This is a genomic window from Vibrio sp. MEBiC08052 (assembly GCF_001506075.1).
Classification (GTDB): Bacteria; Pseudomonadota; Gammaproteobacteria; order Enterobacterales; family Vibrionaceae; genus Vibrio.
In genome coordinates this window covers 3583205-3599927 of the sequence record NZ_KQ947475.1, presented here as the reverse complement: position 1 = coordinate 3599927, position 16723 = coordinate 3583205, and the positions used below count along the sequence as shown (strand labels likewise).

Here is a 16723-nt window from a genome sequence, read left to right as displayed (position 1 = left end):
TTGAAGAGGAAACACATGTCTGATCTGCATTTTCCACAAGATTTTCTCTGGGGAGGCGCAATTGCCGCCAACCAGTCTGAAGGGGCTTACCTTGCGGGCGGCAAAGGTTTAACCACCGTGGATATGATCCCATACGGTGAGAACCGGCTACCGATTAAACTGGGGCAGGTTTCCAGCGTCACACTCAGTGAGGATGAATTCTATCCCAGCCATCATGCCATCGATTTCTATCACCGCTATCGTGAAGATATTGCCTTGCTGGCAGAGATGGGTTTCAAAGTGTTCCGCCTGTCGATTGCATGGAGCCGCATCTACCCCAATGGTGACGATGCCGAGCCCAACCAAGCCGGCTTAGATTTCTATCGAAACGTGTTTCAAGAGTGCCATAAGTATGGCATTGAGCCGCTGGTGACCTTATGTCACTTTGATGTGCCGATGAATCTGGTCACTCAATATGGCTCATGGCGCAACCGCAAGATGATTGAGTTCTTTACGCGTTATGCCCGCACCTGTTTCGAACACTACCGCGGTCTGGTCAAATACTGGCTGACCTTCAACGAGATCAATATTTTACTGGCAAGTCCGTTCTCGGGAGCCGGATTATTGTTCCAAGACGGTGAAAACCACGATCAAGTCAAATATCAAGCCGCGCACCATGAACTGGTTGCCAGCGCACTGGCGACCAAAATCGCCCATGAGGTTGACCCGCAAAACCAAGTCGGTTGCATGCTCGCCGGGGGGAACTTCTACCCTTATTCCTGTAAACCGCAAGATGTCTTTACCGCAATGGGAAAAGACCGCGAGAACTTATTCTTTATCGATGTGCAGTCTCGCGGCTATTACCCGGCATACAGCCAGCAAGTATTCGCGAAAAAAGGCGTGCAACTTCAGACCGAAGCCGAAGATTTTGAAATTCTCAGGCATACCGTCGATTTCATCTCCTTCAGTTACTATGCCTCGCGCTGTGCATCTGCCGATATGAATGACGGCAACACCAGTGCCGCCAATGTGGTGAAATCGATTCGTAACCCCCATTTACCGGCCAGCGACTGGGGCTGGGTGATCGACCCACTCGGACTGAGAATTACCATGAACACCCTGTATGACCGTTACCAGAAACCACTCTTTTTGGTCGAAAACGGTCTAGGGGCCAAAGATACTCCGGATGAGAACGGCAACATCAACGATGACTACCGGATTGATTATCTGCGCCAGCACATTCAGGCCATGAGCGATGCGATGCGAGATGGTGTGCCGTTGATGGGTTTTACCCCTTGGGGCTGTATTGACTTAGTGGCGGCATCCACCGGCGAAATGAGTAAGCGCTATGGTTTCATCTATGTTGATCGTGACAATTTAGGCCAAGGCACCTTGAACCGGACACCGAAAAAATCGTTCTACTGGTATAAAAAAGTCATTGCCAGCAACGGGCAAGATATCAGTTAACAGCTGACCGGGTTTGACAATCCTCTTCTCCCCCAACCTCCCTCAGGAGAAGGGGATTGTTTCTTTCTGTCCATCCAATCCTAAAAAATCCATTTGTGGATTTTTCACCCGAGAGCATCGTTCAAGTTGGCTTCGCTTTTACTATGTTTTACTGAATTGTTTCACCGAACTGTTTCACTCAAATCAGCTTAACCACCAAACCAAGAAAATCATTCAAGGAAGAATGATTAAGCTTTTCCGGGCAGGAATCGCTACTTCACATCATTTTTATTCATCATTTGACTTGTATTTTCATTGATATATACAATAATTCTCATAATAAAATTTATACAATAGATTTCATAATAATAAATTATGAATGATTTTGAGAAGTAGAAGTAGAAGTAGCAGTCTAATCATTAACTTAATCAACTAAACAACAGGGAAATATTATGTCAAACAAACTGATCCTAGCTACTTTACTATTGCCTGTTTTCGCGTTTGCTCAAAACGATGTAAATGAGTCTGAAAGTTTTCAGGTCAGTGAAAAACAAATCAATACGGCCGTTGAGTATTGGACTCCGGAGGAGATGGAAAAAGCGGTGCCTTATCCAACCCCGGAGATTTCAGAAGAAGAGTTTAAAGCACTCCAAGAGTTTCCAATCGAACAGGCACCCGAACAAATAATAGGTGCTGAACCTGGAATCTTGGGTACCCCGAGCAGAGCTGATGTTAGTTCATCGCCATACAACAAGGGTGGCAAGTTATTCTTTACTTTGAACGGGAATAACTATAGCTGTTCTGCTCAATTTGTCGGCAGTACAAGTGTTGTGATGACTGCAGCCCATTGTGTCAGAGCGACAAGTGGTGCTTGGGCGTCGAATGTCGTATTTCGCAGAGCTTATTCTAATGGCGGCGGCCAAGCCGTTGGTACCAGATGCTTAAGCACAAAAAGTGGCTGGGTGAATGGGGGTAACGGGCGTTATAAATGGGATTACGCATTTATTAAAACCAATGCTAACTCAAATGCAGGATACATGCGGTTAAAAACAGGAATCCCATACTCTCAATTAGTTGCGATTGGTTATCCTAGTAACTATGGTAACGGTAAATATATGTACAAAGTTACAGGCACCAAGGGCCAAATTACTGGTGGGGTCGTTGAAATGCGCGGTAACCCTATGCGTAGTGGCAATAGTGGCGGAGCGTGGCTTGGTAGTAACTATGCTGTCGGGTTGAATTCTTTCCATTATAGAGGTAATAACTCTGATGAATGGAGCCCATACTTTGATAGTAATACCGCCAATTTGTATCAATTCGCTTCTAACGGGTGCAAATAAACATAATAAAGCCAACCTTCGAAGTGGATGCTGAACTCAGATAATGTCAGATTGCAGTTTGTATCGGGTGTGTCCACTTTTCACAGGCGTTTAACGTCTCTGCATACAGCTATTTATGCTTAAGCAGGGACGTTTGCCAAACTGACGATACACCGCCTCAACTGCATTTTGTCCAAAACCCGACGATTCCTGTCAACTTCTGTTCAGATATGATTCACAAACCCTTCTAGCATGAATGTTCCCTTTTCAAACCGATGGACAATTCATATGTTAGCCCCCCCTTCAGACAAATATGTGCCCGCACCGGTGATCCAGTTTCCGCAAAGAACCTGGCCGTCGAAACAGTTGACACAAGCACCGCGTTGGTGCTCGACCGATTTAAGAGATGGTAATCAATCGCTGGCGAACCCGATGAATATCGAAAAGAAACTGAAGTTTTTTGACCATCTGGTTGCGTGTGGCTTCACAGAAATTGAAGTGGCATTTCCCTCCGCCTCACAAACGGATTTCGACTTTGTCCGCCAACTGATCGACAACGCCTTGATTCCTGATGATGTCACCATTCAGGTCATCACCCAATCCAGACCGGATCTGATTGAGCGAACCATCGAATCGCTGATCGGTGCTTCCAAGGCGATTGTTCACTTATACAACGCCACCGCGCCCGCTTTTCGCGAAATTGTATTCAACCAAGATCAAGCGGCCACTTTAGCGCTGGCGGTCAAAGGCGCGCAGCAGATCCGGGATTTGTGTCAACAGCATCCTGAAACGCTCTGGACGCTGGAATATTCACCGGAAACATTTAACTTTACCGAGCCGGAATTTGCGCTTGAAATCTGTCAGGCCGTAGCCGCAGTATGGCAACCGTGTGCGTCACGGCCATTGATTATCAACCTGCCAACCACAGTGGAACGCAACACTCCCAATGTGTTTGCCGATCAAATCGAACACTTCATCAACAACTTTGATTCCTTGGATCATGTCACTATCAGTGTCCATCCGCATAATGATCGCGGTACCGGGGTGGCCAGTGCTGAACTGGCAATACTCGCCGGGGCGACACGGGTCGAAGGCTGTTTATTCGGCAACGGGGAACGCACCGGCAATGTTGACTTGGTGACGCTGGCCTTAAACCTCTACTCTCAGGGGATCAACCCACAATTATGCTTCGACGACATTCAACAGACAGTTGAACTGGTCGAACAGTGTAACGAGCTGCCGGTGCATCCGCGCCATCCTTACGCGGGCAGACTGGTGTTTACCGCGTTTTCCGGCTCTCACCAAGATGCAATCAAAAAGGGATTTGCCTACGCTCAAGGCGCCTCACCCAACCACTGGAATATCCCCTATTTACCCATCGACCCGATGGATCTGGGATGCACTTATGAAGAAGTAATTCGGGTCAACAGCCAGTCCGGAAAAAGCGGGGCAGCATGGTTACTACAACAAAATCACGGCTTGCACCTGCCCAAAATGCTTCAGGTCGATTTAAGCCAACGGGTCAAACAGCATACCGACAGCACCGGGCGCGAAATGAACATTGCCGAGTTATGGCAACTGTTCCGCACCGCTTATGGCTTAGTTCACCAGCCAGTGATGAGCCTGCAACGCTATCACACCCACCCCGCCGCGGGCGGGCAACAGATTGAGGCACAGATCCGTTACTGCGAGCAAGAGATCGTCTGTGTCGGCAGTGGTATCGGGCTGATGTCGGCCTTATTAACCGGATTAATGGAGCAATTTGACTGTCAGGCTAATGTGGTCGATTACCACGAACATACGCTGGGCACCCAAACCCACAGTAAAGCGGCGAGTTATGTTCAGTTGCAGTCTGCAAGGTCGAATGTGAGTATTTTCGGCGTCGCCATTGAAGAAGATGCCACCAAAGCCTCGCTACAGGCACTACTGAATGCCTATGCGCAGCTCATACAGGCGAGCTAGGTCAGGCATCAACTCAGCGCGCTCACTCACGCTAGAGACAGGGTCGGCGGACAATATTCACTCGGTGATAACCCGGTGCGGCTTTTAAACATGGCGCTAAATGCACTCGGGCTGTCATAGCCAATGGCTAAGGCGGTATCTAACACGCTACAGCCGCTGGCTAACAGTTCTAACGCGTGGAGCAAACGCTTCTGACGTAACCATTCGGTAAAGGTTAATCCCAGCTCTTGCTGAAAGCGACGGGATACCGTTCTCTCACTCTGGCCGAGCGATTTGGCAGCATCAGAAGCCGTCCACGGATGGGAGAGACGCTCCGAGAGATTACGGCAGAGCGTGATCAACGCTTCAGAACTCGGATGAGGCAAATAAAAATCGATGGGATTCAAACGACGTAATTCGTCCAGAATCAATTCAAAAATACGTTCTTCCCGGGTGCCCGCCATACGGATATCCGGGAGAGCAACCGCTTCAACAATTAAGCAGGTCAGCAACGGGGAGACCGTCGATAACACACAGGTATTCGGCAGATCGGCCCGCGCCATCGGATCGACAAACAGTGTGCGAACGCGCACATCGCCGGTAATTCGCAGACTATGAGAGACCCCTGCCGGGATCCACAACCCCTTATTCGCCGTCACCACCCACGCGCCCGCTTGGGTATCGACACGAATCACCCCATTCAAGGGATGTAAAAACTGGGCACACTGATGAATATGAGACGCTTCCACGTCTCCGTGAGAATAATTATGGGCATAGGCAATAATTGGCGGCCCCAACGCTTCATCACAAAATTTCATCAGTTACCCCGCTCATCCTCAGCCGTTTCGGGTATTTAAAGCCAATCGGCAGCAGGTTGTCAAACCCGGTATTGGTGCATTGGATTTATCAAAAGACCCTGCAAAAAGAATATGACAATAGGTCGAGTCCAATACTTCCAAATGACCATTCGGTGAATATCGATATCTATTTTCAGGCAACACCTCTCATAACCACCGATTGCCCGCTTTAAAGACTGTGATTGACGAAAAATTGCAGGTAAAATTCTCATTAGAGTTTATTTATACAATTCAAAAGAGCATGGCAAAACTGGGGTATTGTGAAATCGATAATTTAAAATTGAGTCGTCAGAGCAAAGGTGCTGTGTTTGAGATTCATGACATCATGTACCATGCTAATCTTTTCAGTACAGCCATGGGCTCTATCCCGTTTGTTCAGATTTTTATGAGTCCGAGTATCACCAGTAGTCCACTAGAGACTGGAATTAATATTCGCGAATATGATTGGCAAACATTTGGCGATGCTATGGGTTCTGTGCCGAAAATCGTTCGCTATAGAATCCGTTCTGTTGCAGAACCCATGAGTTGGTATACTGGCGGAAAAGAAGGAGAATTCTGGAGATGTATCAGTGAAGCTGCGTTATAGCCTTTTTTATCTATTCATCATGCTGTTGATGAGTGGTTGTGCGAATCGGGTCAATAGTGTTCAAGCACTCACTCAATGGGACAAAGCTTACGGCCAGTGTCTGGCGCAAGAGCAAAATAGTTCGGTCAGATTCCCCGAAGACGATGCTTGGTTTCATTCACTCAGCGCAATTCAGCAGAAATATGTTGTGCTGTATATTTATCAGGAAAAAATGTACCAATGCTCGGCTCAACAACAGGCTCAGCTTAAGCAAGCACTCTCTGATGAACATAACAAAACTCTACTCAAACTCTTTGATGAAATGGGGTTCTTGAGTACACCGGATAAAACGCTGGTTGAGAATCTTGATTCTGCCCAACTGCACAGGCTAAGCCAAAGTATCTCCGTTTTCAATTTGGGTAAAGTTGCTGAGCAGCTGCATTTTCGGGAAAGATGAGCACGGTGATTGCTGAATGATAGAAACAATAAAGCGGGCTATAAAAAGAATTTACTCAGAGTAGTATGTGAAAAATATTCAGCAGTATGAAAAAAACAGAATAATTTTCAGAATGTGAAACTCACTCTTACTGCCCTGTTTGCCTTGCAGGTAATCTTCCAGTGTATCGCGCAGAATCGTTGAGATATCCGCCAGCTCACGCTGTTTATATTCGGGCAGATGATCGAGAGATGTTTTCATAATCGCAGTATTGAGGCTCGTTGTGGATGAATAGCGCTAGCATAAAAGAAGCACTCAGCAAAAAACACCGTTTATCATCGTTTTAGCACGGCTCAAAGGTAAAATGCGACGCGGTTCTTTTTTATTTTTTTCCCCAATGATTTTCTCAGGCTTCGGCTTCGAGCTATGACACCAAGAATGAACAGCCTCCGCAAGCTGACTAAGTCTAGAAATCCAATTGAACAGATACCGTTTGAGAGTTGTCCGAACCACTGCTTTTTTCAATTGTCAGGGCATTAAAAAAATCATCAGCATGATCAAATAATTTAAACCTTGTCATATCAATACCATTCGTGAACAAATAAATGGCATTGTCATCCGTTGATACACAAATATGATTACTTCCTGAACTACCGCCAATTGAGTAAAGGTCACTCTCTGCTTCTAAATTTTTCAAACTTTGGTTGGCTTTCTCGATGTTAAAAGGACTATCTTCTATTCCCCACAGAACCTCTAATGACAGATCTCCATTCCTGCCTTCTAAACTCGTTTTGTACTGCGGTTTAAAAATGACATTTTCAGAAAAAAGAACTGATCTCTTGTAGTGGCGAACAATATGACTCGCACTAGATGGCATAGGTGGAAGCGCGGTATTTACCTCTTCAATAGCTAGTATCACATTGAGTTCTTCAAGTTTTTTCTCTATGTTGATCATTTGTTATGTGACCTCATGTCTGATGCTGAACCAATATGTGGAATATTACTATGTAAGTCCGTCGGAATAAGCTGTATTTCAGTTAAAGTATGATGGTGAGGTGTTAATCCTTTATCTCTCAAAAGGTTTTTTGCTGCATGACTACTAGAAAGATTTTTAGCGTTTGCTATTTCATCATAAACTCTAGTGAAATCGTCTTTCGTCCCGTCTAACACGCCATTTTCAAAGATAAGACGACCTTTTGACCATTTATCAAAAATCGGTCTCCCATTTTTAAAGGGGATTGCCTCACCGTTGGTTACTCTGTTGACTACATCTAAATCAGACTGCCATAGCCCATTACCGGGCACACCTTGAATCCACCGTCCATTCGTTCGTGGTAATCGCGTTTTAGGTGTCAAATTATACACCACATACAACGGCGGTAACCCAGTCTCTGCCGGAAAAGTCAGAATATAGTCTTGCAGATCTGCATCAGCAATTGGCGTAATGTAGGTGTTATCAAATTCTTGGCCTTGCTCCGCTTCCGGATGAATCCAGATATCGAACTTTTCCATATCCGGGATAGGATTGACAAGGATCGGTTTACCGCCGAAATCGCCGCTGATCGGCACCCATTCAATAGTGATATCCGGCTCTAACTCGACGACAAACCGCTCACCAACCTGTTTTACTTCACGCTTAGGGATATTCGTCCCATTGACGTGATAGCCGTAAATTCGCCCTTCCGCATTGAATCCTAAGCGAATATTGGTTTCAACCATGTCTTTATTGCGCATATCGGCTGCACTATAGAGCGTACTGTCCGCTAATTTGTTCGGCACAAATGCAGCCAACATTCCGGCTCGCCCGACGATTTTCAGCGCCATTCCCGGCAGTTCTGCCAATGCCGCACCACCAATACGAGTCAAAAAAGCTTCTTCAGAAGCAGCACTAATCCCCTGCCCGACGGCCAGTGTATAAGCCGCATAATCCCCCAGCGCAGATTTGGCGAAACGGGAGGGTTTGACTGGCGGTTTGTTAAATACGTTCTGCCATGCAGATGAAGGCAGTGGGATTTTATCCAACTCTCGTAATCGTTCCTGACGCTGCCTGACCAGCCGCTCTTCTAAAGTGAGTTTCACAGTTTTTCGTTCGACATAAGGCTCAGTAGAAACAGAGGCATTCATCCCGATCCGGAATCAGCAACGGAACCGATGGCACATCCGTCAGTAACACTTGATGACCGTAGTGAAGTTGTTCAAGAAAATCAGCAAAGCGCATTCCAGCAGGGATAACGGATTTCATCTCTGACTCACGTAAGGAGGCAAAATCCCCTTCAACTTGAGCAAATTCATAACTCATCAGATTATAGATTTGAGTTGTTTGATAGTTCATTGACGTTGTTGACTGAGCCGTGATTGTTTTATCGATGGATGCTTACTGATAAATTTATTTTCATACGAATCAATAATTATACTCAAATGGATTTATAAAACATGTTTAAATTTGGGGTTTTGATGGGGAGTGGTTATTTTTGGAATGGGAATAACAGGGAAGACGGGGTAAATTCTGCTTATTATCATTAGGTTGTGGTTTGGGACGCAATGACTTTCTTCGATCTCATTTGCATCTCCGACTGCGCCCCAGTTACTTTTGATAGATGTCAATGTATGGTCCGCCCCGTTTTTGCAACTATAATTTTAACGGGGATGGTTTGCGCTAATGTATTCGGAGTCTCTCTTGGATGCTCCCGCATTCCAGCTCCACGATGATATCTGCGCCAGATAATCCTTACAAAAGGATAAGCATGCTAAGTGCTATTGACATCGTCAGGTTTTCTATCTGGCCGATTGACCGTTGTCGTCATCATTATCATTGCAAATTTGGTTCGTTATTGAGTTGATTAAGAAACAAGCATCCTGGCGTTGAACGCTTGATGTGTATTCATCACCGCCCACGCGATCCTCGCCAGTTTGTTTGCCAGTGCGACTATCACAACATTAAAAGGTTTGGTCGCTCTCAGTTTCGTGAGCCATGATTCAAAGCATTTCCCCGTCGTTTCCGGTTTGGACAAAATTGAGCGGGCACAATGAATAAACAGTGTTCTGAGCCGTTTGTTCCCTCGTTTACTAATCCCTAAGAGCGTGTTTTTCCCACCAGTTGAATATTGTCGCGGAACAAGTCCTATCCACGCTGCCATATCCCGACCACACTTAAAATGACTCGGAGAGGCTATCGCCGCCAGACAAGTGCTTGCTGTGATATGAGCAATTCCCGGTATGGTCATCAGTAACTCGCCAACTTCATTTTCAGCCGTCATCTGAATTAACTTTGTCTCTTGCCTTTGAATACGCTCACTCAAATACAGGTAATGTTCATGAAGCTCTTTCAGTTCAAGAATCAATAAATGAGGGAGGGATTCATGTTGCTCAGCCAGCCATTGAAATAACTTTTTCATAGTTGCGTGACCTTTAGGAAGACTGAGTCCAAATTCAACAAGAATCGCGCCTATCCTGAGCATCGTCGCTGTACGCTCTTTGAGGTAAGCATCTCTGGCTCGGAGAATGACACTTATCACCTGAGCATTTTCCGATTTTATTGCGACAAAACGCATTGAGGGACGGGAGGCCGCTTCAGCAATCGCCGATGCATCAATGTAATCATTTTTATTTGATTTGATATAGGGTTTTACATACTGAGGCGGGATGAGTTTTACTTCATGCCCATAGCTTTTACATTTTCGAGCCAACCAGTGAGCGCCACCACAGGATTCAAATGCAATTGTTGTTGTCGGTAAATCAGATAAAAATAGCAGCAATTTTGCACGATTTAATTTTTTACGAAGCACTTCATGTCCATGTCGGTCATGTCCGACACAATGGAATGTGCGTTTGCCTAGATCGATGCCGAGAATATGTATATTACTCATCATGGTACACCTCAGTTGTCAGGGTTACTCTCAAGCATAGTCATAGATGTTGCTTGGGAGTGAGGTTGGGCGGACCATATTATTAAAGTAACCAAAAGCATCTTTTTTGAGTTCGGTGCGCGTAATCAGGGTCGCTTTTATTCTCTCCTGCTCACGAAAAGCTTAAAATTCATCCATGAATTTTACCCTGAGAGCATCGATCAAGTTGGGATTTGGATGCGAATATGGCGAAAAAAATTAACTATCGACGCTATACTCATTTTTGTAAGGTTTTACTTTTTGGCACCAGTTAAAGCTGTTAAATATGCGTCGTGTTGATACTTATTGAGCTCACAAGGCACATCTGCGTCGTTCTTTTTTTGATACAAAGAAATCGCTTGAGGAGAGATTAATATTACATCCTCGACATCTGAATCTTGAATTATCGCTTCCATTTTAAAAGTATCAGCGCCTCCGGCAAAATCTCCTTTTTTACTGCGTTTTTTAATACAAACTTTGCTTATGTCGTTAGTATCAAAAAAATCATTTATTTCTTTTTTAAACTCTTTGATACATTCTCTGTTCTCACTGTCTTTCAATGCAATTTTCTTTTTATCAATTGCTTTGACTGCAAAACTATCATCGTTTTGCTTTTCTAACACAGTGAGTATTGCTTCATGCCCTTTTAACTCAATACCGCATATTTTTCTCATTTGAAAACCCTATGTATTACATTATCTAGACAACTCAATCCTAACCTTTTCTATATGATCCGATGCAACTTTAAGTACGCTATCCGCGCACTTTTTACATATATTAATTCTACCTAAATCATCGTATGCAAAGTGCTTTTCTCCTGCGAGAATCTTGTGCGAGGAATTCGCATGGCACTTCCTTTCTGCCCTTGCTTCTTCTACACGAAAGTCCCTTACAATATTTCTAACTGCTGGCATATACACTCCTGTTTTTACCGTAAACCTAACACCAAAATAAGTAGTACCAAATACATCTGCTTCAGCACCTTGTTATACCTTTACTAGCGCTTCCTATAGAATGTTTCGACTACATGCATACTCGGCCAATATGCCCAACAAGCTGCCTGTGCATGTGCTTGAGACTCAAACGGACTCCCTACACTTTTATGCCAAGATTTCCAGTCTTTACCCGGTTCAGATGTATCTTTACGCACAACGAGAGCATTTAGTGGCGGTAACCCGTTATCTGTATCAGCATTTGATATATTAACAATCCATTCAACGACTTCCGGAGTATGTCCTTGCCCCCATGTTTCCTTGGGATATTGTGTCAACCAAAGTTCTTTGTAAGTAATTTTTCGAAAGTGATAAGTATCTAATAATCCTCTAGCCACTTTGATAAGTATTTTCCTTACCTTCTTTTCAGTTTTACTAAGCATAAATCCTCCTGTAGGTATAACAATTATTAAAAAGCACCTGCCGTATAACTTGCTGTCGTCCCCTTCTCAGATAAGCTCCATTGGTTCACCTATAAGCACTCAGACACCGTACATAGAATTGAATAAGTTACGGAAAACATCCAGAAATAATTGACACAAACATGACATTCTTTGATATAGGTAGGGTTTGCAAGAAACAGCAACGTTTTAACAGTCAGTAAAAGAGGTGATGTGCTGATTTGTTGATATACAATGACATTTCATGAGTACATCGATCAATTAAGCTTCGTTGATTCAGTGTTTCACCACACTCAAATCAACCACCCACCGAAGAAAACCATTCACGGATGAATGATTAGGCTTTTCCGGGCAGGACGCCCGTAAAAGCTGGTTCTGAACAACGCGTGACCAAACCAAACAAAAAGATTTTCTGGTTATGCTTGCATCTCTGCAAGAGTAACTGGCGCACTGGGCACCAATGTCTCTGAAATCACTGACGCTGATTGTGCGTCAAACTGCAACGCCGGAGACTACAACAACCAACAGCAATACAACAAATCCCCACTATTTACACTGTAAAACGAAAAAAGCCCCTTTCATCAGGGGCTTTCAATCATTCTAACCTATACCGTTAAAAAGTCATTCAACTGCCAAGTGTCTGCAATAACCACCAGTACACACCACTGCCGGCAATCGCGCCGCCCAACACAAACATCAACATCAGCTTCCACCAGCGCGTGCCCGGTTGGGTGACCTTGACTACCGCTGCCGGGCGACCGCTTTCGGTGAACTCACGCCGCTTTAAAGCGACCTGATAACAGGTTTCCAGTCGATCAATCTGTTCAAAAATCAGATACCCAATCGACTCAAAATCAGCTTTCACACCCGGTCTTTCCGCTTGGAGTAAGTAGCTGATGCGATCATACAACTGTTCACAACGGTAAAGCTCACGCAGCATTTCATAACTGGCGCGGAGGTTTTGCAGTTCAATCAATGCTTGTGCATTGGCCCAATGGAATAAACGCTCGATATACTTATCGCTCTCTTTGATCTCCTCTTTCAGGCTCACCAGACAGCCATACATCAGCTCCAGCCCATTGGTATATCCCCGCAATCCATCCAGCTTGAGACAAGCAATGCTGTAATAGACACTCATCGCCAGATCAAGCCCGGTGACCTGCGCCAACTGTTCGCTGTTCTGTTTGACCAGTTCCCAATCGGTGCCGCCCGCAAAGGGAGAACGCTCACGATAGATCTCTTTTTTAACCGCCTGATACAGGGCGTGATTGTGGAGTTCTTCTTGTTCTGCTGTCAGTATGAAAGGTGTGTTTTCAATCAATAGTCGTGGGGACATGGCGTTAAATTGCCCTAATCAATGCAGGGAGTGCCCGAAGGCACTCCGCAATTTGTTGAGTATTAATATAGATTACCTGAGAGTTTGAACGATTTAAACAAACGCTGGGTAAACGGATTTACATCGGCTTCAGAGTTAATGCGATACACCATGTCACCGCCATCAACCGTAAACTTATAGTCAACCGAGGTGGTACTTGCAGCCAGTACGTCACCCGCATCAAGTAAGCGGAAGAATGCCCATGGTCCCTGAATAATAATACTCCGTGGCGACAGATTCGACTTAGTCGGGATCAGCGTAATCTTAGAAATCGCAGAATCACGCAGCGTATTCGGCCAAATCAGTTCGACGTTTTCTCTTGAACCATGACTGTATGACAAGAACTGCCCGTCAACATTCAGTACACTGCGACGTTTGTTGCCCGTCAGGCGAATCGGCTCAATCGAGAAGCTCACATCCAGTACACCTTTACGGTTGAAGAATGCATCCTGAATTTGTCGTGCCCGTTCAATCTGCTCCAATACTTCAGATTTCACCACACTCTGACCGCTTTCTGCATCAGACAAGCCGACTTTCTCATCAATGAAGATCTTCAACTGGTTCTGATAGAAGCTGTCTAAGATACCGTTCGGTGCAAAGAACTCTTCAAAGTCAGTCAATGATGCATCTTTGTTTGAGTTTGGATTGAACGGATAGCGATCTGCCAGTTTTTCACGGAAGACGCGATAAACGTCATCATGCCAGCGCACTTCCAGATACTTAACCGCTTCTTGCTTGATCACATACCAGCTTTCATCGGCCAGTTTGGTCAGGATGCGATCCAGTGGTGCCGGTAGTCCCGATGCCACCCGTCTGAGGGTATAAATCGGATCACCGTTCACCAGTTTCATTCTCGCCTTGGTCGCATTCAGCGCGGCCATTCCCATATCCGGAGAGGCCTGAATCCCTTTCAGATACAGCTTCAGCTCATCAATCGCGCCCATCACTTCGGTGATATAAGCAGGCTTGTCACCGACTGCATCCAACATGCCGTTCAGATCGGCAAACGGGGTATCAATCATCGAGGCAACCCGGTATTTCGGTGATTTCAGCAGCTCGCTCTGTGCCGCAGAATCATCGGGAATACCCGCGATCATTTTAGTGTTGGCTTCCAGTGTTCTCAACAGACGCTGAATCGGCTCAACACTACTGGTGATATTATCCAGTACGGTCACCGCATCGTTGATATCTTTGAAGTATTTGATATCCACTTCTGCCAAAGCAGCACGCCAAGTCTTGGTATAGTCGGCCACATACAGTCCCCGGATTTTATCCCGCAGATCTTGTTTGTCCGCTTCACTGAACTCCGCAGAACGGTTTTGTCCCAGAACCCAGCCATCGATCAACGCCAGTTTCGACACCGATTCGACCTGTGGAATGAAGTAATCTTCAAAGCCACGTTTAGTCAGCATTTGCGGAATATATAGTCCGTCGCCGTTCATCACCCGCTCATCAAAGACGAGGTCAAATACCGGCCCCACCAGATTACGCAAGTTCAGTGACGGGCCAAGTACCGTCGGTGCATTCAACTTCAGGTTACGATAGACACGCTGTTTGTTCGGCATTGCATTGAGCGCAGTCTGAACTTTAGCGATGGTCTGATCGTAGGCTCCCATAATCTTCTCAGCGTTCGGATCACCATTCTTCCGCGCCGTGGTTAGGTCAGTATGATCCATCGCATAATCCAAGTGTCCCATCAGCTCTTCCTGAACCGCACGGCGTGCCGGGAACTCTTTCTGCCAGTATTTACCGAAGTAATCCAGCACGATGTCTTTATAACGCCCTTCTTTGTCAGTCATCATGCGATAAACCCGCAGCGCATCCAGTTTTTCAACTTCGGTGTCGGCTTCATTCATTTTCACGATCACATCAGAGAGCAGGATCGGCAGAAAACGGGTTTCAAGCAGATTCAGGTAGGTCTTTTCAACCATCGGCCCGATGGTGTGACCTTGATACAGACCCATATCTGAAAAATATCTCGACTTATTCCGGAAGAAACCAAACTCCAGTGTGGCCTGCCGAATTTTATTGAGCGAGTCGAGCATGTCGCGTTGCGATGCCTGATAAATATTCTTCGGCAACTCATTTTTAAACTCATTCACTTTGGTCAGTACCGCATCCGCATGGGCAACGTTGACGGCATAATAACGTTGCCACGCACCAAACAGTAATAATGATGCGATGGCGCAGGTAACGCCCGACAACATCATCAGACGCCGTTTGCGCTTGGCAACCCGGCGGTTGTCCGATGCCAGACCTGACTCGGCATAGATAATGTTGCTAAATAACTGCGACGTAAAATAGACCGTCGAATTTTTTGCGATTTGCGCACGATTGATCGCATGGTCTAAACCATAGCGACGCGAGGCCGCATCATCAAACGCATTGGTCGGCACACCTTGCTGATACACCGAAGTAAAGTAAGCCCCGCGAACCACAGCAGACAAGGAATATTGGTCATTGCCCAATGTTTCGCGGAAGAACTGCGTCAGAATATCTTTCAGCCCGGAAATTTGACGGCTGAAACTGTAAACACCATGACGTTCTTCTGCTTCCATCGGCACGGAAACCGCTTTTGGCAGCATGTCATTAATGGTTGACATGAACTGTAGATAATCGTTTTCGAACTCTCCTAACCAAGCATCTTGGTCATCATTCGGATTGAGTTGAAAAGTAAATCCTAATGCTTCTTCTCGTTCTGCTTTGGAATAGTGTCTGAAAAAGGGTTCAAAGCCATAGAGCAGATCCAGTTTGGTCAGTGCAATATAGACCGGTAACTGAATTGACATGGTTTCCATCAACTCGCGCAGGCGGGCACGCAGAATACTGGCATAGGCTTTTCGTTCAGAGGCTTTAGCTGTCGCCAGATGCGACACATCCAGAGCCAGCACAATACCGTTCAACGGACGACGGCTACGGGTGCGCTCCAGCCATTCGACAAAGTGCTTCCACAAACGACGTTCCATCTCACCGTCATTGTCTTCATCACGGTTGCCTTGCGTCAGCAACTCACCATCGGGGTCAATCACTACGGCTTTGTCGCCGATCCACCAGTCAAATGAATATTGATTTTCGCTGCGCTGCCCCGAAGCTCGCATCACTGAAGACAGGGTAAAGTTCTGTCCGGAGCGGTTAATCAGACTGGTTTTACCGGCATTTTCCAGACCGAGCACCAGATACCAAGGGGAAGAGTAGAGAAAATCGCGCTTATTCTTCAGACTCTTACGCATATTGGTAATCACCTGATTGAGCTCAACTTCTTGTCGCTCTTCCATCAGTTTAATCGGGTCTTGACGGAAAATTTCTTCTTTTTGTTGTTCAGCTTCGTAATTCTGTAGTTTCCGCCACTGCCAGAAACCCCATACAGCGGCCGCCAGCAAAAAGACGAGCAGACTGGCAAAAAGCCGCGCAGTAATACTCGCTAATGGTTTTGTGTCATAAATTGTGAGCCATGGACCAGCCCACCAAATGGCAATATTAATTAAAATAAAGCTAACTAACAGTAATGCCGGCACCAGTGCTACCATG

The 16723-nt window shown here is 45.6% G+C and carries 15 protein-coding genes; 5 read left to right on the top strand and 10 right to left on the bottom strand.

Going from position 1 to position 16723, the window contains the following annotated elements; translation table 11 throughout:
- Nucleotides 1-15 precede the first annotated feature (15 nt).
- The 3 genes from ascB (at nt 16) to leuA (ending at nt 4706) form a co-directional block, all read left to right on the top strand.
- On the top strand, nt 16-1446 hold the full coding sequence (ascB, locus tag VRK_RS15445; protein WP_059122192.1) for a 6-phospho-beta-glucosidase: 1431 nt from the start codon (nt 16-18) through the stop codon (nt 1444-1446).
- A gap of 431 nt (nt 1447-1877) precedes the next feature.
- A complete protein-coding gene (locus VRK_RS15440; protein ID WP_059122191.1) occupies nt 1878-2765 on the top strand; it encodes a trypsin-like serine peptidase in 888 nt (295 codons plus the stop codon).
- Nucleotides 2766-3032: 267 nt separating this feature from the next.
- Nucleotides 3033-4706: a 2-isopropylmalate synthase gene (gene leuA, locus VRK_RS15435; protein WP_059122190.1), complete on the top strand. Its 1674-nt coding sequence runs from the start codon at nt 3033-3035 to the stop codon at nt 4704-4706.
- 26 nt (nt 4707-4732) lie between these two features.
- Here leuA and VRK_RS15430 read toward each other — a convergent pair whose 3' ends face one another.
- Nucleotides 4733-5503 carry an AraC family transcriptional regulator gene (locus VRK_RS15430; RefSeq protein ID WP_059122189.1) on the bottom strand — a complete coding sequence of 257 codons (771 nt, stop codon included), beginning with the start codon at nt 5501-5503 and terminating at the stop codon, nt 4733-4735.
- Nucleotides 5504-5720: 217 nt separating this feature from the next.
- Here VRK_RS15430 and VRK_RS15425 point away from each other — a divergent pair, with 217 nt between their 5' ends.
- Complete coding sequence (locus tag VRK_RS15425; protein ID WP_231735790.1) at nt 5721-6128, top strand: hypothetical protein; 408 nt, start codon at nt 5721-5723, stop codon at nt 6126-6128.
- Nucleotides 6112-6564, top strand: coding sequence for a hypothetical protein (locus tag VRK_RS15420; RefSeq protein ID WP_059122187.1), 453 nt, complete (start codon nt 6112-6114; stop codon nt 6562-6564). The genes VRK_RS15425 and VRK_RS15420 overlap by 17 nt, the downstream gene beginning before the upstream one ends.
- Before the next feature lie 78 nt (nt 6565-6642).
- Here the strand turns inward: VRK_RS15420 and VRK_RS21045 are convergent, their stop codons facing one another.
- The 9 genes from VRK_RS21045 to tssM form a co-directional block, all read right to left on the bottom strand.
- On the bottom strand, nt 6643-6804 hold the full coding sequence (locus VRK_RS21045; protein WP_157371929.1) for a hypothetical protein: 162 nt from the start codon (nt 6802-6804) through the stop codon (nt 6643-6645).
- 205 nt (nt 6805-7009) lie between these two features.
- Complete coding sequence (locus VRK_RS15415; protein ID WP_059122186.1) at nt 7010-7498, bottom strand: hypothetical protein; 489 nt, start codon at nt 7496-7498, stop codon at nt 7010-7012.
- A complete protein-coding gene (locus VRK_RS15410; protein ID WP_059122185.1) occupies nt 7495-8667 on the bottom strand; it encodes an S-type pyocin domain-containing protein in 1173 nt (390 codons plus the stop codon). The genes VRK_RS15415 and VRK_RS15410 overlap by 4 nt, the downstream gene beginning before the upstream one ends.
- Nucleotides 8645-8875: a hypothetical protein gene (locus VRK_RS15405; RefSeq protein WP_059122184.1), complete on the bottom strand. Its 231-nt coding sequence runs from the start codon at nt 8873-8875 to the stop codon at nt 8645-8647. The genes VRK_RS15410 and VRK_RS15405 overlap by 23 nt, the downstream gene beginning before the upstream one ends.
- Nucleotides 8876-9383: 508 nt before the next feature.
- The gene (locus VRK_RS15400; RefSeq protein WP_059122801.1) at nt 9384-10409 is read right to left on the bottom strand and encodes an IS110 family RNA-guided transposase; all 1026 of its coding nucleotides are present in this window, start codon (nt 10407-10409) and stop codon (nt 9384-9386) included.
- 272 nt (nt 10410-10681) lie between these two features.
- A complete protein-coding gene (locus tag VRK_RS15395) occupies nt 10682-11101 on the bottom strand; it encodes a DUF3010 family protein (protein ID WP_059122183.1) in 420 nt (139 codons plus the stop codon).
- Nucleotides 11102-11424: 323 nt separating this feature from the next.
- Complete coding sequence (locus VRK_RS15385; protein WP_059122181.1) at nt 11425-11802, bottom strand: hypothetical protein; 378 nt, start codon at nt 11800-11802, stop codon at nt 11425-11427.
- Nucleotides 11803-12445: 643 nt separating this feature from the next.
- Nucleotides 12446-13156, bottom strand: coding sequence for a type VI secretion system ImpA family N-terminal domain-containing protein (locus VRK_RS15380; RefSeq protein WP_059122180.1), 711 nt, complete (start codon nt 13154-13156; stop codon nt 12446-12448).
- A gap of 62 nt (nt 13157-13218) precedes the next feature.
- The gene (gene tssM / locus VRK_RS15375; RefSeq protein ID WP_197413163.1) at nt 13219-16722 is read right to left on the bottom strand and encodes a type VI secretion system membrane subunit TssM; all 3504 of its coding nucleotides are present in this window, start codon (nt 16720-16722) and stop codon (nt 13219-13221) included.
- Nucleotide 16723 lies beyond the last annotated feature (1 nt).

Bases quoted from the DNA above. Each gene is read 5' to 3' on its own strand.
- VRK_RS15405 (WP_059122184.1), bottom strand. From the start codon at position 8,875: ATGAACTATCAAACAACTCAAATCTATAATCTGATGAGTTATGAATTT.
- VRK_RS15440 (WP_059122191.1), top strand. From the start codon at position 1,878: ATGTCAAACAAACTGATCCTAGCTACTTTACTATTGCCTGTTTTCGCG.
- ascB (WP_059122192.1), top strand. From the start codon at position 16: ATGTCTGATCTGCATTTTCCACAAGATTTTCTCTGGGGAGGCGCAATT.
- VRK_RS15395 (WP_059122183.1), bottom strand. From the start codon at position 11,101: ATGAGAAAAATATGCGGTATTGAGTTAAAAGGGCATGAAGCAATACTC.
- VRK_RS15430 (WP_059122189.1), bottom strand. From the start codon at position 5,503: ATGAAATTTTGTGATGAAGCGTTGGGGCCGCCAATTATTGCCTATGCC.
- VRK_RS15385 (WP_059122181.1), bottom strand. From the start codon at position 11,802: ATGCTTAGTAAAACTGAAAAGAAGGTAAGGAAAATACTTATCAAAGTG.
- VRK_RS15380 (WP_059122180.1), bottom strand. From the start codon at position 13,156: ATGTCCCCACGACTATTGATTGAAAACACACCTTTCATACTGACAGCA.
- tssM (WP_197413163.1), bottom strand. From the start codon at position 16,722: ATGGTAGCACTGGTGCCGGCATTACTGTTAGTTAGCTTTATTTTAATT.
- VRK_RS15415 (WP_059122186.1), bottom strand. From the start codon at position 7,498: ATGATCAACATAGAGAAAAAACTTGAAGAACTCAATGTGATACTAGCT.
- VRK_RS15410 (WP_059122185.1), bottom strand. From the start codon at position 8,667: ATGAATGCCTCTGTTTCTACTGAGCCTTATGTCGAACGAAAAACTGTG.
- VRK_RS21045 (WP_157371929.1), bottom strand. From the start codon at position 6,804: ATGAAAACATCTCTCGATCATCTGCCCGAATATAAACAGCGTGAGCTG.
- VRK_RS15400 (WP_059122801.1), bottom strand. From the start codon at position 10,409: ATGAGTAATATACATATTCTCGGCATCGATCTAGGCAAACGCACATTC.
- leuA (WP_059122190.1), top strand. From the start codon at position 3,033: ATGTTAGCCCCCCCTTCAGACAAATATGTGCCCGCACCGGTGATCCAG.